This is a genomic window from Nitrospira sp. (genome assembly GCA_024998565.1).
GTDB lineage: Bacteria > Nitrospirota > Nitrospiria > Nitrospirales > Nitrospiraceae > Nitrospira_A.
The window spans coordinates 217,711-240,984 of sequence record JACOEM010000001.1 but is presented as its reverse complement, the minus strand read 5'-3'; the positions used below and the strand labels follow the sequence as shown (position 1 = coordinate 240,984).

At 60.2% G+C, this 23,274-nt stretch carries 19 protein-coding genes; 11 read left to right on the top strand and 8 right to left on the bottom strand.

The annotated features are described in order from the left end of the window. Positions 1-54 precede the first annotated feature (54 nt). The 6 genes from trmFO to H8K11_01185 all read left to right on the top strand — a co-directional run bounded on the left by trmFO (position 55) and on the right by H8K11_01185 (position 6,101). Entirely contained in the window at positions 55-1,371 is a 1,317-nt protein-coding gene (trmFO, locus tag H8K11_01210; GenBank protein ID MCS6262350.1) for a methylenetetrahydrofolate--tRNA-(uracil(54)-C(5))-methyltransferase (FADH(2)-oxidizing) TrmFO, read from the top strand. Beyond that, entirely contained in the window at positions 1,344-2,300 is a 957-nt protein-coding gene (locus H8K11_01205; GenBank protein MCS6262349.1) for a tyrosine recombinase XerC, read from the top strand. Before trmFO ends, H8K11_01205 begins: the two co-directional genes overlap by 28 nt. Continuing rightward, complete coding sequence (gene hslV / locus H8K11_01200) at positions 2,297-2,833, top strand: ATP-dependent protease subunit HslV (GenBank protein ID MCS6262348.1); 537 nt, start codon at positions 2,297-2,299, stop codon at positions 2,831-2,833. Before H8K11_01205 ends, hslV begins: the two co-directional genes overlap by 4 nt. A gap of 12 nt (positions 2,834-2,845) precedes the next feature. After that, entirely contained in the window at positions 2,846-4,249 is a 1,404-nt protein-coding gene (gene hslU, locus H8K11_01195) for an ATP-dependent protease ATPase subunit HslU (GenBank protein ID MCS6262347.1), read from the top strand. Between the two features lie 25 nt (positions 4,250-4,274). Then, positions 4,275-5,171, top strand: coding sequence for an acetylglutamate kinase (gene argB / locus H8K11_01190; protein ID MCS6262346.1), 897 nt, complete (start codon positions 4,275-4,277; stop codon positions 5,169-5,171). 231 nt (positions 5,172-5,402) lie between these two features. Further along, entirely contained in the window at positions 5,403-6,101 is a 699-nt protein-coding gene (locus H8K11_01185; GenBank protein MCS6262345.1) for a hypothetical protein, read from the top strand. Positions 6,102-6,140: 39 nt separating this feature from the next. Here the strand turns inward: H8K11_01185 and H8K11_01180 are convergent, their stop codons facing one another. Beyond that, on the bottom strand, positions 6,141-6,680 hold the full coding sequence (locus tag H8K11_01180; GenBank protein ID MCS6262344.1) for a gamma carbonic anhydrase family protein: 540 nt from the start codon (positions 6,678-6,680) through the stop codon (positions 6,141-6,143). A gap of 84 nt (positions 6,681-6,764) precedes the next feature. Here H8K11_01180 and rimO point away from each other — a divergent pair, with 84 nt between their 5' ends. Next, entirely contained in the window at positions 6,765-8,219 is a 1,455-nt protein-coding gene (gene rimO, locus H8K11_01175) for a 30S ribosomal protein S12 methylthiotransferase RimO (GenBank protein ID MCS6262343.1), read from the top strand. Between the two features lie 43 nt (positions 8,220-8,262). Here the strand turns inward: rimO and H8K11_01170 are convergent, their stop codons facing one another. The 7 genes from H8K11_01170 to H8K11_01140 all read right to left on the bottom strand — a co-directional run bounded on the left by H8K11_01170 (position 8,263) and on the right by H8K11_01140 (position 17,565). Beyond that, positions 8,263-9,741 carry a DegQ family serine endoprotease gene (locus tag H8K11_01170; protein ID MCS6262342.1) on the bottom strand — a complete coding sequence of 493 codons (1,479 nt, stop codon included), beginning with the start codon at positions 9,739-9,741 and terminating at the stop codon, positions 8,263-8,265. Between the two features lie 114 nt (positions 9,742-9,855). Beyond that, the gene (locus tag H8K11_01165) at positions 9,856-11,259 is read right to left on the bottom strand and encodes a HAMP domain-containing protein (GenBank protein ID MCS6262341.1); all 1,404 of its coding nucleotides are present in this window, start codon (positions 11,257-11,259) and stop codon (positions 9,856-9,858) included. Then, on the bottom strand, positions 11,259-11,930 hold the full coding sequence (locus H8K11_01160; protein ID MCS6262340.1) for a response regulator transcription factor: 672 nt from the start codon (positions 11,928-11,930) through the stop codon (positions 11,259-11,261). Before H8K11_01160 ends, H8K11_01165 begins: the two co-directional genes overlap by 1 nt. Positions 11,931-11,998: 68 nt before the next feature. After that, positions 11,999-13,141 (bottom strand): M48 family metallopeptidase, encoded by a 1,143-nt coding sequence (locus tag H8K11_01155; protein ID MCS6262339.1) that lies wholly within the window; start codon positions 13,139-13,141, stop codon positions 11,999-12,001. 5 nt (positions 13,142-13,146) lie between these two features. Continuing rightward, positions 13,147-14,415 carry a DUF898 domain-containing protein gene (locus H8K11_01150; GenBank protein MCS6262338.1) on the bottom strand — a complete coding sequence of 423 codons (1,269 nt, stop codon included), beginning with the start codon at positions 14,413-14,415 and terminating at the stop codon, positions 13,147-13,149. A 3-nt stretch (positions 14,416-14,418) separates the two neighbouring features. Further along, positions 14,419-15,732 carry an ankyrin repeat domain-containing protein gene (locus H8K11_01145; GenBank protein MCS6262337.1) on the bottom strand — a complete coding sequence of 438 codons (1,314 nt, stop codon included), beginning with the start codon at positions 15,730-15,732 and terminating at the stop codon, positions 14,419-14,421. Between the two features lie 177 nt (positions 15,733-15,909). After that, positions 15,910-17,565 carry an FAD-binding protein gene (locus H8K11_01140; GenBank protein MCS6262336.1) on the bottom strand — a complete coding sequence of 552 codons (1,656 nt, stop codon included), beginning with the start codon at positions 17,563-17,565 and terminating at the stop codon, positions 15,910-15,912. A gap of 204 nt (positions 17,566-17,769) precedes the next feature. On the opposite strand from H8K11_01140, the gene gcvP reads away from it, so the two are divergent. Genes gcvP through rbsK form a run of 4 tightly spaced genes read left to right on the top strand, consistent with a single transcriptional unit; the run spans position 17,770 to position 23,243 of the window. Beyond that, the gene (gene gcvP, locus H8K11_01135) at positions 17,770-20,655 is read left to right on the top strand and encodes an aminomethyl-transferring glycine dehydrogenase (GenBank protein ID MCS6262335.1); all 2,886 of its coding nucleotides are present in this window, start codon (positions 17,770-17,772) and stop codon (positions 20,653-20,655) included. Further along, complete coding sequence (locus tag H8K11_01130; protein ID MCS6262334.1) at positions 20,603-21,301, top strand: hypothetical protein; 699 nt, start codon at positions 20,603-20,605, stop codon at positions 21,299-21,301. The genes gcvP and H8K11_01130 overlap by 53 nt, the downstream gene beginning before the upstream one ends. Before the next feature lie 32 nt (positions 21,302-21,333). Then, positions 21,334-22,320, top strand: coding sequence for a nucleoside hydrolase (locus tag H8K11_01125; protein MCS6262333.1), 987 nt, complete (start codon positions 21,334-21,336; stop codon positions 22,318-22,320). Next, positions 22,311-23,243, top strand: coding sequence for a ribokinase (gene rbsK, locus H8K11_01120; protein ID MCS6262332.1), 933 nt, complete (start codon positions 22,311-22,313; stop codon positions 23,241-23,243). Before H8K11_01125 ends, rbsK begins: the two co-directional genes overlap by 10 nt. Positions 23,244-23,274: the final 31 nt, after the last annotated feature.

Here is a 23,274-nt window from a genome sequence, read left to right as displayed (position 1 = left end):
AAAAGGCGATTCTTACAATGGGCCTCCTTCCATTTTTTCAAAGGTTTCCCATTCATGCGTGAAGACATCGTGATCATCGGGGGTGGTCTGGCCGGCACAGAAGCTGCCTGGCAGGCAGCCAATCGTGGCGCCAAGGTGACGCTCTACGAAATGCGCCCCAAGGAGATGACCAAAGCACATAAGACGGGTGACCTGGCAGAGCTCGTCTGTTCGAACTCCCTTGGATCCGTCGATCCGCTTAATGCGCCCGGCATTCTCAAGGCCGAGATGCGCCGCCTGAACTCACTCGTCATTCGCGCGGCGGAAGAAGCACGGGTGCCGGCTGGCTCGGCATTGGCGGTCGATCGCGAGGTCTTCGCGCGCGCCATCACTCGTGCGCTGGAAGGGCATCCGAATATCCGGATTACTCGCGAAGAGGTGACGGAAATCCCTTCGGATGCCGTCACTATTATTGCGACCGGTCCGTTAACGTCGGAAAAATTGTCGAAGGCCATCAGTGAATTGACGCACGAACGACACCTGTATTTCTTTGACGCGATTTCACCCATTATCGACGCGGAGTCGATCAACATGGACATCGTCTATCGTGCGTCACGGTATGGCAAGGGGGGGGCTGATTACCTCAATTGCCCGCTGGATGAAGCGGCGTACAATGCGTTGTACGACGCGATGATGACGGCCGAGAAAGTCCAGCCGAAAGAGTTTGAGAAAATTGCCTATTTTGAAAGTTGTATTCCGATTGAAGTCATGGCCGAGCGAGGCCGGCAGACCATGCAGTTCGGACCACTCAAGCCGGTCGGGCTGGAGCATCCGAAGACCGGGGTCCGCCCCTACGCCGTGGTGCAGCTTCGTACCGAGAACGCGCACGGGACCTGTTACAACATGGTCGGGTTTCAGACCAAACTGACCTACCCGGAGCAGCGGCGGGTGTTTCGTCTTATTCCGGGGCTGGAGAATGCCGAATTTCTACGACTCGGCAGTCTCCATCGCAATACCTTCATCAACTCGCCGCAACTGCTGCGCGACACGCTCCAGCTCAAATCCCGCGGCACCGTATTTTTTGCCGGACAATTGGTCGGAGTCGAAGGTTATACCGAGTCTGCCGCCATGGGTGGGATTGCCGGCATCAATGCAGCGCGAGGCCTGGTGGACCAGCCGTTGGTGACTCCGCCGCCGAACAGCGCCCACGGCTGTTTGATTGCGCATATCACCAAGAGCGATCCGGCCCATTTCCAACCGATGAATACGAACTTCGGGCTGTTTCCACCCGTCACCGTCAAGACGCGCGACAAGGATCAGAAGCGGCGTCTCATCCAGCAACGAGCTGTTGAGGATTTTGACGCATGGATCGCGCAATCCGGACTTTCCTAGACGTCCTGGCTGTCCAGCAGAACGCGTCCCCCCAAACTATTCGTGCCTATGCGTCCGACCTGGCTCAGTTTCAAGCCTTCGCGCTTGGTGTGCAAAAGCCTGGTGGGCCGCTGGTGCCCGAATCGGTCACGCCTGCTCTGATTCGTGAGTTTCTCGCCGCCCGTGATCGAACGGGCGAAAAAAAGACGTCGCTGGCGAGAAAACTGGCCTGTCTGCGCAGTTTCTTCCGGTATCTGGTGCACATCGGGCAGTTGGAGGTGAACCCCGCAGAGGATGTACGCGCCCCGAAACTTCCCAAACACCTTCCCCAGGTCCTCACGAAAGACGATGCCGGCGCGTTGATGGAGTTCCCCGGTGGAACGGAGCGGGAAGGGTTGCGGGATCGCGCGATCCTCGAGACCTTGTATTCCACGGGGGCTCGCGTCAGTGAGCTGGTCGGCATGAATTGCGATGATATCAGCCGGAGCGAAGGGCTGGTGCGTGTGCGCGGGAAGGGGCGGAAAGAGCGGGTCATTCCCTTGGGGAGCATTGCTCTGGAGGCGATCGATGCCTACCACGCGCAGATCTCGATGGTGCCGGGACCGTCTTCCGGGCGATCGGCGGCCACCGTGGCCGTCTTTCGAAACCGCCGCGGGGGCCGATTGACCACCAGAACCATTGCGCGCATTGTGGCCAAATATTCGCGACAATTGACAGGAGGCGCGGTCCATCCCCACACCTTGCGCCATTCGTTTGCCACGCATTTGCTGGATGAAGGTGCCGACCTCCGTGCCATTCAGGAAATGCTGGGACATGCCTCGCTCAGTACGACACAAAAATATACACATCTTGCGACGGACCAACTACTCGCGTTATACGATCGCACTCACCCTCGTGCCGTCAGTGCCACGGAGGCGAGCGAGTCCACCAAGCAGAAGGGGTCGCGATGATGATTCGATCCACCACGGTGCTGTGCGTCAGACGGGGCAATCAGGTGACAATGGGCTGTGACGGACAGGTGACCGTCGGCACCACCGTGATGAAGCACAATGCCAGGAAAATGCGCCGGATGCACAGCGATACGGTGTTGGCGGGGTTCGCCGGCGCCACGGCCGATGCCTTCACTCTGTTTGAAAAGTTTGAGGCCAAATTGGCCGAGTATCGTGGAAATCTCACGAGAGCCGCCGTGGAACTGGCGAAGGACTGGCGGACCGATCGCGTGTTGCGGCGTTTGGAGGCGTTGCTGGCCGTTGCCGATCTCGATCACTCCTTCATCATCTCCGGGACCGGAGATGTCGTTGAGCCGGAAGACGGCATCCTGGCGATCGGATCGGGGGGGGCCTATGCATTGGCCGCCGCCCGCGCCTTACTGGGGCATTCCGAACTGGTTGCCGAGCAGGTCGTGCGGGAATCCCTGATGATTGCCGGCGGGATCGACATTTATACCAACCAACAGATTGTGATCGAATCGCTCTCGCGTTAGGATCTGCCTGCCATGACGACCGAATCGACGTCCCGTCCGCTCAATGTGAATAGTCTGACGCCCCGGCAGATCGTCGAAGCGCTGGACCGCTATGTGATCGGCCAGCACGATGCCAAGCGCATGGTCGCGATCGCGCTCCGTAACCGTTGGCGCCGTCAGCAACTGACCCCTGAACTGCGGGATGAGGTCATGCCGAAGAACATCATCATGATCGGCCCGACCGGAGTCGGGAAAACCGAAATTGCAAGACGCCTGGCGAAATTGGCCGAGGCGCCGTTCATCAAGGTGGAGGCCTCGAAGTTTACGGAAGTCGGCTATGTCGGCCGGGATGTCGAATCGATTATTCGTGATCTCACCGAGCTGGCCATCAGTTTAGTGAAGACCAAACATTTGGAAGAGGTGCAGGGCAAGGCGTCGCGCCATGGAGAAGAGCGACTGCTCGATCTTCTGTTGCCTGGTGCACCCTCCCGTCCGACTTCTCCTGGATTTGAGCCTTCCGGCGCGCGCCCCGATGCTTCTGAACCCACCGAATCCCCGGATGCCACGCGATCCAAGCTTCGCTTGCAACTGCGCGAGGGCAAACTCGACCAGCGATCTGTGGAAGTCGAGGTCAAGGAGCGGGCATTGCCGCTGGGGGTGATTTCCAATGCAGGCGGCATGGAGGACCTTGAAGGCAATCTGCGTGACATGCTGGGCGGCATGTTCCAAGGGAAGAAAAAGAAACGGATGATGAAAGTGCCCGACGCGCTGAAGCATCTGACTCAGGAAGAAGCGCAAAAGCTGATCGACATGGACGAAGTCGTTCGGGAGGCCATCACGAAGGTCGAACAGACCGGCATCGTCTTTTTGGATGAGATCGACAAGATCGCCGGGCGTGAGCGCGCGATGGGGCCGGATGTGTCCCGCGAAGGGGTGCAACGCGACCTGCTGCCGATTGTGGAGGGTTCCACCGTCAGCACGAAACACGGGGTTGTGCAGACCGACCACATTCTGTTCATCGCCGCCGGTGCCTTTCATGTCGCCAAGCCGTCCGATCTAATCCCCGAACTGCAGGGCCGCTTCCCTATCCGCGTCGAGTTGGCGCCGCTCACCAAAGACGACTTCGTGCGTATCCTGACCGAACCGCGGGGTGCGCTGGTGCGTCAGTATCAGGCGTTGATGGCGACGGAAGGCCTCACGGTCGAGTTTACGGATGACGGATTGGCGGAGATTGCGGCGACGGCCGTGCAGGTCAACGAACGGACGGAAAACATCGGTGCGCGGCGGCTCTTTACGATCATGGAGCGGTTGCTCGAACAGGTGTCGTTCGAAGGCTCCGAGATGAACGAAAAGGCCATTGTCGTGGACGCCGGGTATGTGCGGGAGCGTTTGCAGAACATTGTGAAGGATCAAGACTTAAGCCGCTATATTCTGTAGGCGGCAGGTTGGAGCGGGGGAATGCATGAACAAACTGATTAAGAAAGCGGACGTCCTGATCGAGGCACTGCCCTACATCCGGACCTTCAAGGGCAAGACCGTCGTCATTAAATACGGGGGGCATGCCATGACCGATGCGCCCCTGAAAGAACGGTTTGCTCAGAATGTCGTGCTGCTGAAGTATGTCGGGCTGAATCCCGTGATCGTGCATGGCGGCGGTCCGCAAATCGATCAGATGCTGGATCGACTGGGAATGGTCGCGAAGTTTCGGCACGGGGTGCGGGTGACGGATGCGGCCACGATGGAAATTGTGGAGATGGTACTGGCGGGTCGGATCAACATGGAGATCGTCGATCTCCTGAATCGACACGGCGGGCAGGCGGTTGGGCTCAGCGGCAAGGACGGCGGGTTGATGTTGACCAAGCCGCTCACGGCGAAGGCCTGGGCGGAAAGCATCGAAAAGGACCTCGATTCGGATGACTCGGACGCCGATTTCGGGTTTGTGGGCGATGTGAAATCGATCGATCCCACGCTGCTCTTGAAGCTCCAGGAAGACAATTACATTCCTGTCATCGCGCCGATCGGAACGGACCGGGAAGGCAATACGTACAACATTAACGCCGACCTGGTGGCGGGCGCGATTGCCGCCGCGTTGAAGGCGGAAAAGCTCGTGATGTTGACTGATGTGAAGGGCATCCGCGATGCCAATGGCCGCCACCTGCCGACGGTCTCCCGCAAAGATGTGCAGCGGATGGTCAAGCGCGGCACCATCAGCGAGGGTATGTTGCCGAAAGTTCACGCTTGTCTGGATGCATTGGCCGGGGGTGTGGGAAAGGCGCACATCATCGACGGTCGTACACCCCATGCCATTCTGTTGGAAATCTTCACTCACAAGGGGATCGGCACAGAGATCGTCGCGTAGTCGTTCCTGACGCGGCGCCTTAACGATGCGCAGACGCGAGTCGTCGTGGAAGGGCTCTGCGGCGCTGCCATGGGGCCGTGCTGGCCGGTCGTGTCCAGTCACGGCGAATCTCAGGCCTCCCACATTCTCGTTAATCAAGAGACAGGCGAGATAAGTTGACTCTCAATTGTATGTGCCCGGTGGCCGTTGGTGCCGGGAGAACGGCCACAGGTTTGGTCGGGATGGAGCAGCATGGCCCGTAAACTGATGAACGTAGGGACGGTCGCTCGGCGGGCGATGAAGGACATCTTCACGCGCCTCGACTACGGGCGACTGGGTCCGATCTATTGCGACGAAGGCGGAGATGAATTCTGGGCGGCGAAGCGCGGGCTTTGTCAGCGGCTTGGTTTGAAGCTGGCGAAGGCGCTCCTGCCGAGGCTTCAGCCGGGCGGCACCAGTTTATATGTGGGCGCGGGGGTGGCGGAAATTCCGCTCCTTCTGATGGAAAGCCTGGATCTCGGGAGACATGTGCTGGCCTGTAATCTACGCAAGCAGGAAGTGCAGGTGCTCAATCGCGCCTGTGTTGGGTTCCCGATCCGGTTCCGTCATCAGGACGCCGGGTCCGTGAAAGACCGAGTGGATCATCTCTGGCTCGTCAGCGTGCTGAACGATCCCGAGCGGTTTCCCGAGTTATCGGCCTTGTCCTACGGTCGTGCGAATCCGGTGACGTTCGATGCGCGAAAATTTCTGCCTCAGCAGCGCACGGTTGCCACATTGGTAGATCGGTGCTTGAGTCGATTGATGATTCCGGGATCGGTGACGACGACGGTGGAGGAGGCCGTATGGGTTGCCGAGTGGTGCCATCGGCGGGGTATCCGTTACCGGATCGACCAGCGCACGTATGCCTCACCGACGGTGGGTGATCCCATTTGTCTCATGCGGCTGGGGTGAGAAGCGAACTGTCGAAGGCGGCCATGCGCGTGGATCGTACTAGACCCAGAATCCGGGGCGAGGTTTGTCGGGACCAAAGAGATACTGGCGGGAATAGCGGATGTAGTTTTGCGCCGACTCTCGGATCCAGGCGAGTTCCTGATCGGTAACGGGGCGTTTTACTTTGGCCGGTGAGCCCAGGATGAGACTCTTGGGCGGAACGACGGTGCCTTCGGTGATCAATGCTCCGGCACCGACTACCGAGTCTTCCCCGATGACCGCTCCGTCCATGATAATGGCGCCCATTCCGACCAGCACGCGGTTCTGAATGGTGCAGCCATGCAGGACCACGTGGTGCCCGATGGTCACGTCGTCGCCGATGATGAGCGGATGCGTGTCGTGTGTGACATGCAACATGCAGAGGTCCTGCACGTTCGTTCGGTGCCCGATGCGAATGTAGTTCACATCGCCGCGAATGACGGCATGAAACCAGGCGCTGCACTCTTCGCCCATGACCACGTCGCCGATGACCACGGCGGTCTCTTCAATAAAGCAGGATTGCGGGATGGTCGGGGTGATGCCCTGAAATGTCCGGATCATGCGCTCAATTTAGGATAGCTGCAGAGGGAATAGCAAGAGAGCTCGTTTGACAGAGTTTTCCGGCCTCTCGTAGACTGCCAAGTTATGGCCTCGTCATTGATTACCCCATCGCGCGCGAAACGCGACAAACCCACGATCGGTTTTGTGAACCTCGGTTGTTCAAAGAACCAGGTGGACTCCGAAGTCATGCTCGGCACCTTGGTCGCCGGCGGCTTCCAACTCACGGGGGACGCGCGCGTCGCGGAAGTCGTCATTATCAATACCTGCGGCTTCATCGAAGAGGCCAAGCAGGAATCGATCAACAGCATCATCGAACATGGACGGTTGAAGAAGTCCGGATCCTGCCGCGTCCTGATCGCCGCCGGGTGTCTGGCGCAGCGGTATCAGGGCGAACTGTTGAAAGAATTGCCTGAGCTGGACGGCGTCGTGGGAACGGGCGAGTTCGGGCGCATCGCGGAGATCTGTCGCAGTTTGCTGGCGCCGAAAGCTCGTCAGAAGCGACTCTGGATCGGACAACCGCCTTATTTATACGATGCCGAGACTCCACGCATTCGCCTCGGAACTCCCCACAGCGCCTATCTAAAAATTGCTGAGGGTTGTAACCGGAACTGTGCGTTCTGTGCGATCCCGATCATGCGCGGCAAACAACGGAGCCGTCCGATTGAATCCATTGTGGCAGAGGCGAAACGGCTGGCCCACGAAGGAGTGAAGGAACTCAATCTGATTTCCCAGGACACGATCAATTACGGGGTGGACCTCGGATTGAAGCAGGGGCTCACGGCGTTGCTTCGGGAACTGGTGACGGTGAAGGATGTGCGCTGGATCCGGCCCTTCTATCTGTACCCGCAACAGGTAACAGACGAGTTGCTGGATCTCTATGCCGGAGAGGCGCATATCACCAAGTATCTCGACATGCCGTTGCAACATATCAGCGACGGCATGCTGAAGCGGATGCACCGGTTGGGAGACCGCAAACACGTCACCAAGCTGGTCGAACGCATCCGCACCAAGATTCCCGGCGTCTTTTTCAGAACGGCGTTTATCGTCGGGTTTCCCGGTGAGACCGATGCCATGTTCGAGGAGCTCAAGCAATTCATCCTCGATATGGAATTCGATCGTGTGGCAGTGTTTCTTTATTCTGATGAAGAGGGCACGTCGGCCGTTGATCTCGACCGGAAAGTCGATCAGGCGGTGATGGAAGAACGCCGCAATGAGCTGCTGGCTCTGCAGGAATCCATTTCAGAAGCCAAGAACCGTGACTACCTTGGCCGTACGATGGAAGTCCTTGTGGATGGGATCTCTGAAGAATCGGACCGGCTGTTGGAATGCAGACACGAAGGGTTGGCGCCTGAGATTGACGGGGTGGTCTTCTGTGATCGCAGCGCGGGGAAGCCGGGAGAGTTTATTTCGGTCACCGTTACCGATGTGGCCGGCTATGATCTGATTGCCCAGCCGGTTGGGCGGGCCGACGCGCCGACTGCTGCGCCCGCTGCTCCGACTCTCCTCATGCCCAAGAAATCAGGGGCAGGCTACCGATAAGCCTGCGCTCACCAGTCACCTGCCCCGCTCTATCCGGACGCGCTTAGATCTTGGCGCTGAGGTACAGGGACGCGCCTCTCCGATTCACCAGCACCAACACCGTTTGCCCCTTCTTGAGGTCCGATGCGGCCCGATCGAAATCTTTCATCGAGGTGACTGGTTTGCGGTTGATCTCCCGGATCACGTCGCCCGGCATTAACCCGGCGCGCTCCGCGTCGCTCTCTGGATCGACGGTCGTGACGACGACGCCGTGAATGTTGCCTTTGATCCCGAGCTCCTGGGCAGTTTCCCGGTCCAACTCCTGTACAGCCAGTCCGGCCAGCGGCTGTTCCGACGGACCGGCCTCCGCCTTAGCGACCTGCGGGTTGTCCGGCAGTTCACCGATCGTGACGGTCAGGTCCTTTTCACGACCCTCTCGCATCACGGTGACTGTCGCCTTGCTGCCGACCGAGCTTCTTGTAACGGCGCGCTGAAGGGTGACGGCATCTTCGATCGGAGTTCCCTGAAAGGACAGGATCACGTCTCCCTGCTTGAGGCCGGCCTTGTCTGCAGGTCCCTCTTCCTTTACATCGGTGACGATCGCGCCGTTACTTCCTTTGACGTTGAACGACTTGGCTAACTCCTGATTCAGATCCTGTATCCCGACGCCCAGGTACCCGCGTACGACCTTCCCCGTCTTGACCAGGCTCTCATAGATCGGTTTGCTCATGCCCGTGGGGACGGCGAAGCCGACGCCCTGGTAGCCGCCGGTCTGAGAGAAGATCGCGGTGTTGATGCCGATCAACTCACCTCTGGTGTTCACCAATGCGCCGCCGCTGTTACCTGGATTGATCGCGGCATCCGTCTGAATGAAATCTTCGTACTGCGTAATGCCCATGTGTCCGCGGCCGAGGGCGCTGACAATGCCCAGGGTGACTGTGGAGTTCAAACCAAACGGGTTCCCGACAGCCAGCACATATTCACCGACCTGGAGGCGGCTGGAGTCGCCCCACGTCACTGTCGGAAGCTGAGTGCCGTCGATCTTGACCACGGCAATATCGCTCTTGGGGTCACTGCCGACGATGCGCCCTTTGAATTCCCGCTTGTCCGGAAGCGTGACGGTGACGGTCTTCGCTCCGGCGATCACGTGGTTGTTCGTCAGTACATATCCGTCGGGGGTGACGATCACGCCCGATCCCTGCCCGCCGCCACGGCGTTCCCGGGGCTCCATCGGCGGCCCGAACCGGCGCGGGCCGAACGGCGATCCGAAAAAGTCTTCCATCCGGCCGCGCGGGCGTGTGGAATCAGCCACTTCTTCTGCGCCGCTCGTGGTGATGTTCACGACGGCCGGTGTGACCGTCTTGGCGACATCTGCAAATCCGGCTGCGGGCAAGATTCCCGTCATCGTCGCCGGGCGCTCCTCAGCCGCTGGTGACGGATTTGAGGCGTGTGAAGTGGTCAGCGGGAGATAACTCCATAATAAGGCAGCGCCCAGGGCGGCGATGCCGGCAATGGCACTGACGGACTGCGTAGGTCGTTTCATGGGGCTCCTCCTCCTGAAGTCGGTGATTGGTGTGCTCGGGAGAGATCCCGCAGCAGACACTCTGGAAGGTAGCAACCGTGGATGAGAAACCAATTAACGAGGGATTAGAAGTCGTTAAGCTGTCGGAGGAGCGAGGGGCAGCACGATGGTGAAGGTCGATCCTTTGCCGACTTCGCTCTGGACCTCGATGTGCCCGTGGTGTGCCTCGGCAATCCAGGCGCAGATGGCGAGGCCGAGCCCGGTCCCCTTTTTCGTGTGGGCGCGCGCGTCGTCGGTGCGGAAGAACCGGTCAAAAATTTGTTTGTGCGCGTCCTGGGGGATGCCGATTCCGTGATCTCGCACTGAAAGGCGCGCGGTGCGGCCTTCCACCAGCAGATCGATATCCACCGTGCCCTGCGGGTAGGAGTATTTCACGGCATTATCGACGATGTTCAGAATGAGTTCCCGCAGGCGGAGTTCGTCGCCGCGGACGGTTGCCGGTTGAATGGTGCCCATGATTACGTCTACCCCACGCTCTTGACCGAGCAGGCAGGCTTGACGCTGGATATCTTCCACCAAGGCTTCCAGGCGAACCGGCTCACAGTCTGTTTTGACCTGGCCCAGATCCGCCCGTGAGAGGAAGAGGAGTTCCTCAACGATGCGCGACATCCGGTCGATTTCCTCCAGGTTGCTTTCCAGGACGGCGATATAGTCTTCGACCGGACGAGGACGACGGAGGACCAGCTCGCTTTCGCCCTTCATGACGGTCAGCGGGGTCCGGAGTTCGTGCGAGGCATCGCTGCTGAATTGCCGGATTTGTGCGAAGGAGGTTTCCAGGCGCGCGATCATGTTGTTGAAGGTATCGGTGAGTCGTCCGATTTCATCCGTGGAGCGTTCTGAGGTCAGGCGCTGTGTCAGGTCGCCTGCGGCAATGCGTTGCGCGGCGATGGTAATGGAATCGACGGGCCGGAGGGCGCGTCCGGCCAGAAACCATCCTCCCACCAATGAGACGACCAGAGCGATCGGCGCCATCACCACCAGGACGAGCAAGAACCGGCGAAGGGTTTCCTCAACTCCTTCGAGGGTGGTCCCGACTTGCACGATATAGAGCAGGGAACCACGGTAGATGATGGGAACGGAGACCAGGCGGAGAGGAGGTTCGTTGGGATATCTGGCCGATTCGAACACGGTGCTGCCCGTAAAGGCGGCTTCCAGCGCGTGGCGGCTCAAGGGCACGTCATGCTGCCGGATGTTGGGGGAGCGGATGGTGATGGTGCCGGTGGGACTGAAGATCTGGAAGAATTTGTCGATGCGGGTCAATTCGGGGAATTGGCTCAATAGCGCGTCTTCGTCGATCAAGGGGAGAAATCCGCGCTTCTCCAGTGAACGCACGGCTGCCGAGGCGGTTTCTTGGAGCGACTCATCGACTTGATCCCGGAGGCCGCGCGCTGTGATCGTATAGAGCACCACGGAAAAGGTCAGCAGGATGAGGGCCAGGGCCGTTCCGTACCAGAGTGTCAGCCGGACTCGAAGCGGCATCAGTCCACCTTGAGCATGTACCCACTCCCTCGAATCGTATGGATCAACTTTCGCGCGCGTCCGCGATCGATCTTATTCCGCAGGTAGTTCACATAGACGTCGATGACGTTGGTGAAGGTGTCGAAGTCTTGATTCCAGACATGGTCGGAAATCATAGGACGAGTCAGCACTCGCCCGGCATGACGCATGAAATATTCCAGCAGCGCATATTCCTTCACCGTCAAGTCGATGCGTTGTCCGCCGCGCGTGACTTCGCGTGTGGCCGGATTGAGCAGGAGATCGTCGATCTGGAGCGTACCGGAGGATTCGGCCGTGCCGCGTCGCAACAGGGCTCGCACCCGCGCGAGCAATTCATCGATGGCGAAGGGCTTCGTGAGGTAGTCGTCCGCGCCGGCGTCCAGTCCCTTGACCCGCTGATCCACTTTTGACTGCGCCGTCAGGATCAGCACCGGGGTCTGAATCTTTTCTTTGCGGAGGCGCGTGAGTACTTCCAGCCCGGGCAGGCTCGGCAGCATGAGATCGATCATGATGAGGTCGTAACTGCCGCTCAAGGCCATGTCGAGGCCTTGTGCGCCGTCCTCGCAGAGATCGACGGCGTAACTCTCCTCTTCAAGCGCTCGCTTGATGAAGGAGCCTACTTTGGTTTCATCTTCAACGACGAGAACGCGCATGTGTGTAGCTCACAAGTCGGAGGATTATAGCAGAGGCCGTCGGATCTGTGAGCAGGGGAATCGCGGAGCTAAGGCCGGTCGGGGGAGGCTGAGGCGGAAGGCCCGCCGGCCTGTATGCGACAAAGCGAGCGTATATCGTTCCAGTCTTCTCCGGGAAGAAGCCGTTGGGCGTCGGACGGAGGAGGGCCGGCCAGTGCGATGAGCGTGGCGAGCCGTTCCCCCATGTCGGGATGGGTGGAGAGGAAGGCAGGTGGCCCGACCTGATCCTGGGCGCCTCTCTCCATGGTTCCATAGAAGGCAATCATGGCGGCGGGATCGAAGCGGGCGGCCTGCATCATACGAAGTCCTTCGAGATCGGCCTCCGTTTCATGAGTACGGCTATAGTGCAACGAACCCATCGTGCGCGCGCCTTCGAGGCCCCAGGCGAGCCCGCCGGACAGGTCGCCGGAGACGGCGGTCAGCAGCAACGTGGCGGCTGTCTGTTCCAGAATGGCCTTGGTCGTATGGCGTTGATAGATATGTTGGAGTTCATGGGCGAGCACGCCGGCCAGTTGATCCGGGCTGGCTGTGCGTTCCAGCAGGCCGCGGAGAATCACCACCCGGCCGCCTGGTGCGGCGAATGCGTTGACGGTCGGGTCATCGACGACGGAGAGGGTGATCCGATAGGGGGACTCAGGATGTGTGGCGGCCAGCGTTTGCACGATGAGGTCGAGTTTGCGCAGTCGCTCCGGATTGCGACACTGCTGTGTTTCCGGCGCAAGGTGTGCGACGACCTGCCGGCCCAGGGATTCTTCCCACGCTACGGGGATAAAGGGCGTCGCGGCGGAGGCGATACCGGGGATGCCCCATCGATAGAGACCCACGACCATGAGAGCGACGCCGACTGCGGCACAGAGGGTCCAACCGATGCGCGCGTTTCGTCTGGCCGGGTTATGGAAGTGCCGTGCGAGAGCCGGTGCCGCCCCGTGAATGTCCCTCAGCAACGCGGCTGTGGAAATGACGATGGTTTCGGCCGGTTCAGGCCCGAATTCCAGGCGGACCGGCTCGCCCCGGTACGTCCCCTGCGTCTGGCGTATCTCGTCATAGGGCCATTGTTTGGCACTGCCGTCGGGCATCGCAATGTGCAGGGTCGCGGGGGTGACTGTGAGGGTGACACGATGGCGCGTGGCCGTGCGACCGTCGAGATAGAAGGCGCTCCGGCTGGTGGGCATGCGGGTTAGTCCATATCGAAGCCGGTGTCGAGCAGGTTCGACAGGCCTTCGCCGGTGACGGACGTTTCGGTGGTGTCTTGCAGAACGCGATCGAGATCCGTCACACCCTGCAACGAAAGCGTGCCGGTGAAGAAGCGGGCGTTCCGGACGGTCACCCATGGCCAGGCCCACCCCAACGTGAGCAGCAAGAGAGCAAGGTTGCCGAGATAAAGGCCGAATAGTTTTTGCCAGGTGATGCTGGATGAAAATCGTGCTTCGCCGAACGTGGTGTGATCCCAGTAATACTTCTGTTTCTGCCCGAGCAACCACACCCACACCGGACCGAGCACGAAGGGAATCAGGAGCAGCGTGAGCCCGGCGTTCGTCAACTGGAGGGCCAAGGCGAGGCCGCATAAGCACAGTACCGCGTAGGTGGTGAAGAGTGTGACGGCAAAGGGCACCATCAGGCCCGATCCGTGTCCGGTAAACCGAAACTGCTGATTGCCGAAATAGGTGTGGGAGTGGAGAAATGCCTGCCGCTGCGTCTGGAAATAGGGATAGTAGGTGCCCAGGGTCAGAACGGTGAAGAGCCACCCTTTGAAATAGAGCTTCAGGAAGTCCGCCGTCCGTCCTCGAAACGAGAACCGGATGCCTCGCCAGGAGGTGCGGGTGCAGCGATACCGCCGCGCATTGACGATGGCGATCGGGACATAGAGGAACAGCACCAGAGCCGCCATCGCTTGCAAGATGACGTCGACCGATTGCGGGAGGGCCAGCAAGCTCTGTGCGGCGCCTAACGAAAAATAGGGAATGCCGAAGACCACCATCGCTTTCAGGAACCCCTGATACAGTTCTTTTCCGGTGCCGTGATAGACAAACCGGTCTCCCGCGAATGAGGTTTGACTGAACAGGTACCGGCGGATCTTCGCTTTGGCCCAAAAGTGATAAGCGCCAAGGGTGACGATGGTCAGGCAGACGTTGACGATCTGCATGCCCAGCAAGGTGCCGCCGACTCCATGAAAGGACCCGCGTTGTATTGAGGGGGTGGATTCAGGGGCATCGGATGCCAGAGGCTGGAGGAGCGCCGGCGAAGGGACCTGTCCTTCAATTTGTCGTTGATTTACAGCAGGCGCGGCGACCACGACGGCGAATCGTGCCCCGCAAGTCGGGCAGAGGCTTCGGGATCTGCCCGTCAATCGACGTGCGTCGCGAATCCGATAGCGACCGAGGCAGCGATTGCAGGTTACGCTTGGGGAGTGGTCGGCGGTCTCGCTCTGCGCGTCGGTGGTGGTCATGGTTCAGCAGGCCGCCCGATGCCCGAAGGTGCAGGCCTGTTGCAGTTCCTGCAAGAAACCTTTGCTGTCCCCCTTCGACCGTTTGACGATCGCTCGTTCAAAATGGGCGCGGCCGTCCTGTGGCCGTTGTGCCAGGTATCGGTCCCACAAGGCTGAGGCCTGGTCCCACTGTCGGCGCGCGACGTGTACCGAGGCCGCGGCGCTATAGGCCTCGATGAAGGTTGAATTGAGGCGGATCGCGGCGTGAAAGGCGATGAGTGCTTCATCGGGGGAGTCCTTTTCGAGCAGCGCGGTGCCGCGGTCGAAATAGGCTTCCGGGTCATCCGGGTCCAGGTTCAGGGCTTCGGCGTATGCGAAAAGCGCCTTATCGACCTGCCCCTTCTTCTGGAAGGCTACGCCTTGGGCACGATGGGCCTTGGCCTGGGAGAATTCTCTGCCTCCGTGCGCGCGCAGCAGCTCGATCAATTCCCGATCCTCGTCATGCTGCGCGATCTCAAGGGCGGTCTCTCCATGGCTCTTTTGGTTTGCGGCGATGCCCTGCTCCAGCAGGATTTGAGCGGCAGCCAGATGCCCTTTCCGTACGGCCCGGTGTAGCGCCGAATCGCCACAGGTGCACAGTGCATTGAGATCGGCGCTGTTGGACAGGAGCACGGCAATGGTGTCGGCATGTCCGTGCTCAGCCGCCGTCAGTAGCGCGGTCATGTTTTGCTTCATCTTCGCGTTGGGATTGGCTCCATATTGAAGCAGCACCGTGACCACCGGTGTCTGACCGCGCTTTGCTGCTTCGAACAAGGCCGTTCGTCCATTGTTATTGTGTCGGTCGACCGGGCTCCCGTCTTCCAGCAGCGACGTCACCTCAGAGACATCTCCTCGTGCCGCTGCGAGGTGAAGCGCTGTCCAACCGTTGGCTTTCAAGATAATCGGGGAGAGCGTCAATTCATCGATGTCATAGGGATCATGCGTCGATTTGATCTGATTGAACATCCAGGACGCCATGCCGGCCAGCAGGGCATAATTCAAGACGCAGGCCAGCAGAGCCACAGCGAGACCTACGAGACGCCGTGACATGTCGGCGGCATCAGGCCCGCCGGCTGACGATGGGGCGACCATGTCTTCATCGGCTGGTTGCCCGTCATGGTTGAGAATCAGCAGATTTTCGTTGCAGGAGTGACAGGCACATTGATGCAGGGGGATGCCGGCGACAGGCGAGCAAGAGGTGACGGTTTGGCAGAAGGGGCAGACGAAGGCCTGCGTCGAATCCGACGGCGAAGGGATGGCGGACGCAGATATCGCTGTGCCTGGGTGAACGGTTGCCATGGTGCCTAACGACCCTTCGCCCGGGCGTATTGTGGACGGTCCCGCGAGTGGAGCGATCGGTGATTATTGAAAAGGATAGCGCAAAACGGTAGGAGCGCAACCGGTCCGACGGCCTGAGCCGGGCCGTCTCAGAGACGTCTCACCGTACAGAGGAGTGGTTATGCGGAGATTGAGGCGTTATGCGGGCGGGAATCGTGTAATGGTGACGGGGGCATAGCTCAGCTGCGGGCCGTCCTCCCGACGGTGGCTGACGGTGTGCCGGAGCCAGGCACTGTCGTTTCGAGTCGGGAAATCGGCCCGGTAGTGGGCCCCGCGGCTTTCTTCCCGTCCGAGAGCGCTCACGACGATGGTGTCCGCGATGTCGAGTAGGCACTGGAGTTCAAGCGCCTGGATCAGGTCGGTGTTGAAGATCCGTCCTTTGTCCTGAACGCACATCCGGTTTGCACGGGCCTTGAGGGCTTGAATGGCCCCCAGAGCCTCTTGCATGGACTGTTTGGTGCGGAAGATGCCTAGATTGAGGCTCATGGTCTTACCGAGATCATCCCGTATCTGCCAGGCCCGCTCCGGGCCTGGATTGGTCAGCAAGGTATTCAGGCGCTGTTCTTCACTCTTGAGGACTTCTTCGGGAACCGGTTGCAGGTCATAGTCGCGGATCGCGTCGGCGGCTCTCGTGCCGGCACGGCGCCCGAAGACAATGGTTTCGAGGAGGGAATTCCCTCCCAGGCGATTGGCTCCGTGCACACTGACGCACGCGCATTCGCCTGCGGCGAAGAGTCCCGGCAGGTCGGTTTCTCCCCAAGCGTTGGTTTTCACGCCGCCCATTTGGTAATGGGCGCCGGGTCGAATGGGGATGGGTGTTTCGATCGGATCGAGTCCGGCGAATTCCAGGGCCAACTCTCGAATCTGCGGGAGCCGCTCCAGAATGCGGGCGCGGCCGAGGTGCCGAAGATCGAGTAAGACGCAGCCGTCGACGCCTCGTCCTTCTTGAATCTCCTGGCCGATGGCCAGCGACACCGTGGAGCGGGTCGCCAGCTCCATCTGCTCCGGCGCATACCGTTTCATGAACCGCTCGCCGAGCGTGTTCAGCAAATAGCCGCCTTCGCCGCGCGCGCCCTCGGTGATCAGAATGCCAGTGTCTTTCAAGGTGGTCGGATGGAACTGGACGAACTCCATGTCTTCCAGCGGGAGGCCCGCGCGATAGGCCAGGGCCATGCCGTCTCCGGTGTTAATGACGGCATTCGTGCTGGTCGAAAAGACGCGGCCGCTCCCGCCGGTGGCAAGAATGACGGCCTTTGCACGCAAGACCTGCAATCCTCCATGGACCAGATCCCAGGCCACCACTCCGCAACAATGGCCCTGTTCGACCAGCAACGCCGTGACGTACCATTCTTCGTACACCCGGCATCGTCGCTTCATCAGCTGCTCGTACATGGCGTGCAACAGCGCGTGTCCGGTGCGGTCGGCGGCATAGCAGGTTCGTGGAAATCCGGCTCCCCCGAACGGCCGTTGGGCGATTCGCCCTTCCGGGGTGCGGCTGAAGATCACACCCATGCGTTCAAGCTCTAAAATGTCTTGCGGGGCTTCCCGGCACATGGCCTCGATCGCATCCTGATCGCCCAGGTAAAGTCCCCCCTTGGCCGTGTCATAGGCATGGGCTTCCCAGGAGTCCTGCTCCCCGATGGCCGCGTTAATCCCGCCTTGGGCGGCCACGGAGTGGCTGCGGACCGGATGAACCTTGGAGAGGAGTGCCACATTGAGGTCAGGCGGTGCGGCAATAGCCGCCCGCATTCCGGCGAGTCCCGCTCCGACGATCAAGATGTCATGTGTGATCATGGGTCTTCGTATCCTGGCCATCGTGTAGCCGTGCGATCGACGTCCCTGGAGGGACATCCGATGTCACTATTACGCTATGGAATTTCGGAAAACAAGCGATGGCGATGGGTGCTGAACGCTTGGAAAACTCGGTGCTGCATGATAGGTTAGCTCACACCGCTTCGAATGGACGAGAGCGCCAACTTTTAGCAGGATTTCACCCCCATGCCACAACCCAATTTCCTTGAGCCGACCGATACGTTTGTGCCCCGCCATATCGGCCCGACGGATTCCGACATCCAGGAGATGCTGGCCACCCTGAGCCTGCCGTCGTTGGAAGCCCTCGTGGAGGCGACGGTCCCGTCCGATATCCGCTTGCAGACCTCCTTGGCGGTGCCGCCCCCGCGGGGCGAGCAGCAGGTCCTGGCGGAATTGCGTGGCATGGCCGGACAGAATCAGGTGTGGCGGTCTCTGATCGGCATGGGGTACTACGATTGCGTCACGCCGTTGGTGATCCAGCGAAACATTCTGGAGGATCCCGGATGGTATACGCAGTACACCCCGTATCAAGCCGAGATTGCGCAGGGGCGTCTCGAAGCACTGGTCAATTTTCAGACCATGGTCGCCGATCTGACCGGGTTACCGCTTGCCAACGCGTCGCTCCTCGATGAGGCGACTGCCGCAGCCGAAGCGATGACGATGTGTGCGGCCATGTCTCGAGCGGCCGGGCATGAGCGCAAGAAATTCTTCGTCTCTGAAAATTGCCATCCGCAAACGATTGCGGTGGTGCAGACCCGCGCGGAACCGTTGGGCATCGTCCTGCAGATCGGTGCGATTCAGTCGTTGGATCTTTCCCGGGACGAGTTCTTCGGGCTGTTGCTCCAATATCCCTCGACGGACGGGTACGTCGGTGATTACAGCGAGTTCATCACGCGTGCGCATGCCTCGGGGGCTTACGTCGTGGTGGCGACCGACTTACTGGCGCTCACGCTGCTGCGTTCACCGGGAGAATTCGGTGCGGACGTGGCGGTCGGATCCAGCCAACGGTTCGGTGTCCCGCTTGGATTCGGTGGGCCCCACGCGGCGTTTCTTGCCACCAAGGAAGAGTTTCGCCGGCAGATGCCGGGCCGCATCATCGGCGTCTCGAAAGATGTGACGGGCCGCGTGGCCTATCGCTTGTCGCTGCAGACCCGGGAACAACATATCCGGCGCGAGAAGGCCACCAGCAATATTTGCACGGCGCAAGTGCTGTTGGCGGTCATGGCGGGCATGTATGCGGTCTATCATGGTCCTGCAGGGTTGCGGCGGATTGCAGAGCGGATTCACGGTTTAACGATGGTACTGGCCGAAGGTTTGCGGCGGCATGGGTGTGCCGTCGGTCTGGAGCCGGTGTTCGACACGTTGCGTGTTCCACTGTCGCCGGCACAATCGGAGACCATTCTGAACCGGGCGCGACAACAAAAGATCAATCTCCGTCGGTACGACGATCAGAGCCTGGGGCTTTCGTTGGATGAATGGAGTACGGTTGAGGAAGTCCAGCAGGTGTTGGCGCTCTTCGTCGGTCATGAGATCCCTGCCGAAGAATTCCAGGCCATCCTCGCCTCGGTCGATGTGCGGTATCCCGCGCCGCTCGCGCGCACGAGCCCCTATCTCACGCATCCGGTGTTTCACCGGTATCATGCCGAACACGAACTCTTACGCTACATCCACCGGCTTCAGTCCCGCGACTTGTCGCTCGTGCATTCCATGATTCCCTTGGGGTCCTGCACGATGAAGTTGAACGCGACGGCGGAAATGTTGCCGGTGACCTGGCCGGAGTTCGGGCGTCTTCACCCGTTTGCTCCGTCCGAACAGGCGCAGGGATACCAGACGCTGTTCCAGCAGCTCGAAGCCTGGCTGGCTGAACTGACCGGGTTTGCCGCCATTTCGCTGCAACCCAATGCCGGGTCGCAGGGGGAGTATGCAGGGCTGATGGTGATCCGTGCGCATCATCGACATCGTGGCGAAACGCAACGCGACGTCTGCTTGATTCCGGTGTCGGCGCACGGGACCAATCCTGCGAGCGCGTCGATGTGCGGCATGACAGTCGTTCCGGTGGCCTGTGATGAGCGCGGCAATGTGGATCTGAACGATCTTGAGGCCAAAGCCACCCAGCATCGCAACCGCCTCGCGGCGTTGATGATCACCTATCCCTCGACCCACGGGGTTTTCGAGGAAGGGATTCGCCGCATGTGCCAGATCGTGCACACGCATGGCGGGCAGGTTTATATGGACGGGGCCAACATGAACGCCCAGGTCGGGCTCTGTCGACCGGCCGACCTGGGGGCGGACGTCTGTCACCTGAATCTTCATAAAACGTTCTGCATCCCTCACGGAGGTGGCGGGCCCGGGATGGGACCGATCGGAGTCGCCCGTCATTTGGTGCCGTTCCTGCCCGGACACCCGGTCACCAAACTGGGTGGACCGGAGTCGATCGGTCCGATCGCTGCCGCGCCGTACGGGAGCCCAAGCATCCTCACGATTTCCTGGGTCTATATCGCCCTGATGGGACGGGAGGGCTTGACCAAAGCCACGCAGGTGGCCATTCTGAACGCCAACTACATGGCCAAACGATTGGAAAAGTATTATCCCGTCTTGTATACCGGCACCCGCGGCTTCGTCGCACATGAGTTCATTTTGGATCTGCGCCCGCTCAAGGAGAGCAGCGGTGTGGAAGCAATGGACGTGGCTAAGCGTCTCATGGATTACGGGTTCCACGCTCCCACGGTCTCGTTTCCCGTGGCCGGCACCTTGATGATCGAGCCGACGGAAAGCGAAGTGAAGGCGGAGTTGGATCGGTTGTGTGAAGCGTTGATCGCGATCCGGGGCGAGATCGAATCGATTGCCGATGGCCGGCAACCGCGCGCGGGCAATGTTCTAAAAAATGCTCCTCACACGGCATTATCTGTGACCGCGGCTGAGTGGACGAAGCCGTACTCGCGTGAGCAGGCGGCGTTTCCCGCTCCGTGGGTGCGTGACAACAAATTTTGGCCGAGCGTGGGTCGTATCGATGAAGCCTATGGCGACCGCCACCTCTTTTGCACCTGTCCTCCGATGGATCCTGCGTCCTGATCGATCTGTGGGCGGTGGCTCCTCGACTGAAAAGGCGACCTATCTCCTGCCGCAGGTGCGTGCCGGACTTTCGGTCGCCGCTGGTTGTCTCCTGGTGCCCTTGTTTTTCTCGCTGCCGGCTTGGGCTGAGTTAGAATCGGGTGCGGCTGCGGAGGCGCAACAAGGCAGCCCCATCATCGATGTCGATCCCGGTGTGACGTATCGCGCCGGCGCGAGGCTCAGAATTCCCGGGACCGATTGGTCGTTCCTGGTGCCGACCGGTTGGCAGAGTACTCGCCCCGAGGATTCGGACATGCCCTTTCTGATGGCGGAGGAAGGGAAAGGCCTGGGCATGATGTTCCCCCTCACCGATGTGACCCGTGAGATGGTCCGTGATCATCTCAGTCAACCTCTGTCGCTGTTACACGGGTTGTCATTTATTCCTGCCGGTTTTGAAGTTGAGACCGAACTCTCGATTGCCCGCTCGTATCAGGGTGAAGACCTGGCCGGCCGTGCCTTGGCAGTCCTCGGGCCCGGCAATATATCGGTCATATATTTTCTCATGGGACCTCCCGACGAGGTGTCCGGGTATCAGTCCGTTCTGGAAGGACTTGGACAATCTACCCGATTTGCCGCGACGGCATCCGGGCGCGACGTCGGTTTGTAGCCGGGGTCGATTCCCTATCAGATCTTCTAGGCATGCAGAGACGCTCCCCCACGAAAGTGATCCTCGATACCGATCCAGGAGTCGATGACGCTCTGGCGCTGCTGCTGGCGTTCGCCTCGCCCGAATTGCAGGTCGTCGGGGTGACCACCGTGTGCGGGAACGTGCCGGTGGGACAGGCGACGAAGAATTTGTTCCGTCTGCTGAACGTTGTACAGCCACCCCAGGGGCTGTTGGTCGGACAGGGCGCGGCGCGGCCGTTGGAGGAGGATCTTGTGACAGCGGTCCAGGTCCACGGGAGCGACGGGCTTGGCGAACTCGACTCTGTCCTGGCCGAGGAGGGGACGCTACGATATCCTCAGGTCCGGTTGCCTTCCGTGCTCTCAACCGCCCAGGATGTGTGGAATGAATGTGTCCGCCGGTATCCCGATGAGGTCTCGCTGATCACGTTAGGACCACTGACGAATGTGGCTGTGGCGCTGAAGGTGAATCCCCTGACGGTTCAGAAGTTTCATTCGGTGATCGTGATGGGGGGCGCGATCGGCGTACCGGGCAATGTTGCCCCCGCAGCAGAATTTAATATGTATGTGGATCCGCATGCGGCGCATCGGGTGTTTCAGGCCTCGCTCCCGCTCACGCTCGTTCCGCTCGATGTGACGACACGAGTGGGAGTGACACGGGAGAGCTTAATGAGCTGGGCCGCTGAGTCGCGTGCCCCCCTCGCCCGGATGACAACTGACATGACGCGGAAGGCATTCGAGTTCGCTGAAAAGGTTGAAGGGCATGGGCTCTTCTATTTCCACGATCCATTGGCCGTTCTGGCCGCCGTTGATTCCTCCTTGTTGAAGGTGGAGCCGTTGCATGTGTCGGTTGAAATGGCCGGGCGAGTGTCTCGCGGGATTACCATCGCGGATCGTCGCCAGCGCACGCCGGAGGAGAAGGCACGTCCGAACATGCGCGTGGCCGTTGATGTCGATGTCGACCGGACGCTGAGTCTCCTACGCAACCGGCTGTGCCCATGATCGTAGTGGTCGGGTCCAGCAATATCGATTTGGTGGCGTCGGTGGATCGTCTGCCGAGTCGAGGAGAAACCGTCCTCGGGTACCGTTTCGCCCAATCATTCGGCGGCAAGGGCGCAAATCAGGCCGTCGCGGCAGCCCGCGCCGGTGCGAATGTCGCTTTTCTCAGCAAGCTGGGGGAGGACGCCAATGGACTGTTGATCGAACAGCATTTGGCCGCGCAGGGATTGTCCAGGCCGGTCCTCCTGCGCGATGACGAGGCTCCTACTGGAGTCGCGATGATTCTCGTTGACCGAGCCGGCGAGAATCAGATTGCGGTGGTTTCAGGGAGCAATGGGCGTCTCTCTCCAACGGATGTACGGCAACACCGCGCGTTGATAGCCGGAGCACGGGTCCTGCTGGTTCAACTGGAAATTCCGCTGGAGACAGTTTTTGAAGCGTTGAGACTCGGCCGTGAATGTGGTCTCACCACTATGCTCAATCCGGCTCCCGCTGCTCAGTTGTCGTCGGACTTGCTGCGATTGATCGATATCCTCACTCCCAACGAGACCGAAGCGCAGGCGTTGACCAGTTCGGCGGATCCGGCAGAGGCGGCGCGGATTCTTACTGATCGTGGCGTCGGTATCGTGGTCGTGACCTGTGGCGCAAACGGGGCGTTCCTGACAACCGGCAACGACGTGACCCATATCCCCGGATTTCTTGTCGAGACGATTGATTCGACGGGCGCCGGAGATGCGTTTAACGGTGCTTTGGCCTGTGCTGTGGCTGAAGGGGTACCGATCAAGAGCGCGATCGAGCGGGCCAATGCGGCCGGTGCGTTGGCCACCACCGGACGTGGGGCGCAGGAGTCGATGCCGACCAAGGATGACATCGAGGAGTTGTGTCGATCGGGGATCAGGCAGATGGAACCGCCGTCACATTCGTAAGTCGGTAGGCCTGATTCCAGGCGAGAGGAAA

What these genes read in the sequence shown, in the direction of transcription:
- gcvP (MCS6262335.1), top strand. Translation starts at nt 17,770, where the DNA reads ATGCCACAACCCAATTTCCTTGAGCCGACCGATACGTTTGTGCCCCGC.
- H8K11_01140 (MCS6262336.1), bottom strand. Translation starts at nt 17,565, where the DNA reads ATGATCACACATGACATCTTGATCGTCGGAGCGGGACTCGCCGGAATG.
- H8K11_01125 (MCS6262333.1), top strand. Translation starts at nt 21,334, where the DNA reads ATGCAGAGACGCTCCCCCACGAAAGTGATCCTCGATACCGATCCAGGA.
- H8K11_01185 (MCS6262345.1), top strand. Translation starts at nt 5,403, where the DNA reads ATGGCCCGTAAACTGATGAACGTAGGGACGGTCGCTCGGCGGGCGATG.
- rimO (MCS6262343.1), top strand. Translation starts at nt 6,765, where the DNA reads ATGGCCTCGTCATTGATTACCCCATCGCGCGCGAAACGCGACAAACCC.
- H8K11_01205 (MCS6262349.1), top strand. Translation starts at nt 1,344, where the DNA reads ATGGATCGCGCAATCCGGACTTTCCTAGACGTCCTGGCTGTCCAGCAG.
- H8K11_01160 (MCS6262340.1), bottom strand. Translation starts at nt 11,930, where the DNA reads ATGCGCGTTCTCGTCGTTGAAGATGAAACCAAAGTAGGCTCCTTCATC.
- H8K11_01165 (MCS6262341.1), bottom strand. Translation starts at nt 11,259, where the DNA reads ATGCCGCTTCGAGTCCGGCTGACACTCTGGTACGGAACGGCCCTGGCC.
- hslU (MCS6262347.1), top strand. Translation starts at nt 2,846, where the DNA reads ATGACGACCGAATCGACGTCCCGTCCGCTCAATGTGAATAGTCTGACG.
- H8K11_01180 (MCS6262344.1), bottom strand. Translation starts at nt 6,680, where the DNA reads ATGATCCGGACATTTCAGGGCATCACCCCGACCATCCCGCAATCCTGC.
- H8K11_01145 (MCS6262337.1), bottom strand. Translation starts at nt 15,732, where the DNA reads ATGGCAACCGTTCACCCAGGCACAGCGATATCTGCGTCCGCCATCCCT.
- argB (MCS6262346.1), top strand. Translation starts at nt 4,275, where the DNA reads ATGAACAAACTGATTAAGAAAGCGGACGTCCTGATCGAGGCACTGCCC.
- H8K11_01170 (MCS6262342.1), bottom strand. Translation starts at nt 9,741, where the DNA reads ATGAAACGACCTACGCAGTCCGTCAGTGCCATTGCCGGCATCGCCGCC.
- H8K11_01150 (MCS6262338.1), bottom strand. Translation starts at nt 14,415, where the DNA reads ATGACCACCACCGACGCGCAGAGCGAGACCGCCGACCACTCCCCAAGC.
- H8K11_01130 (MCS6262334.1), top strand. Translation starts at nt 20,603, where the DNA reads ATGGCGACCGCCACCTCTTTTGCACCTGTCCTCCGATGGATCCTGCGT.
- H8K11_01155 (MCS6262339.1), bottom strand. Translation starts at nt 13,141, where the DNA reads ATGCCCACCAGCCGGAGCGCCTTCTATCTCGACGGTCGCACGGCCACG.
- trmFO (MCS6262350.1), top strand. Translation starts at nt 55, where the DNA reads ATGCGTGAAGACATCGTGATCATCGGGGGTGGTCTGGCCGGCACAGAA.
- hslV (MCS6262348.1), top strand. Translation starts at nt 2,297, where the DNA reads ATGATGATTCGATCCACCACGGTGCTGTGCGTCAGACGGGGCAATCAG.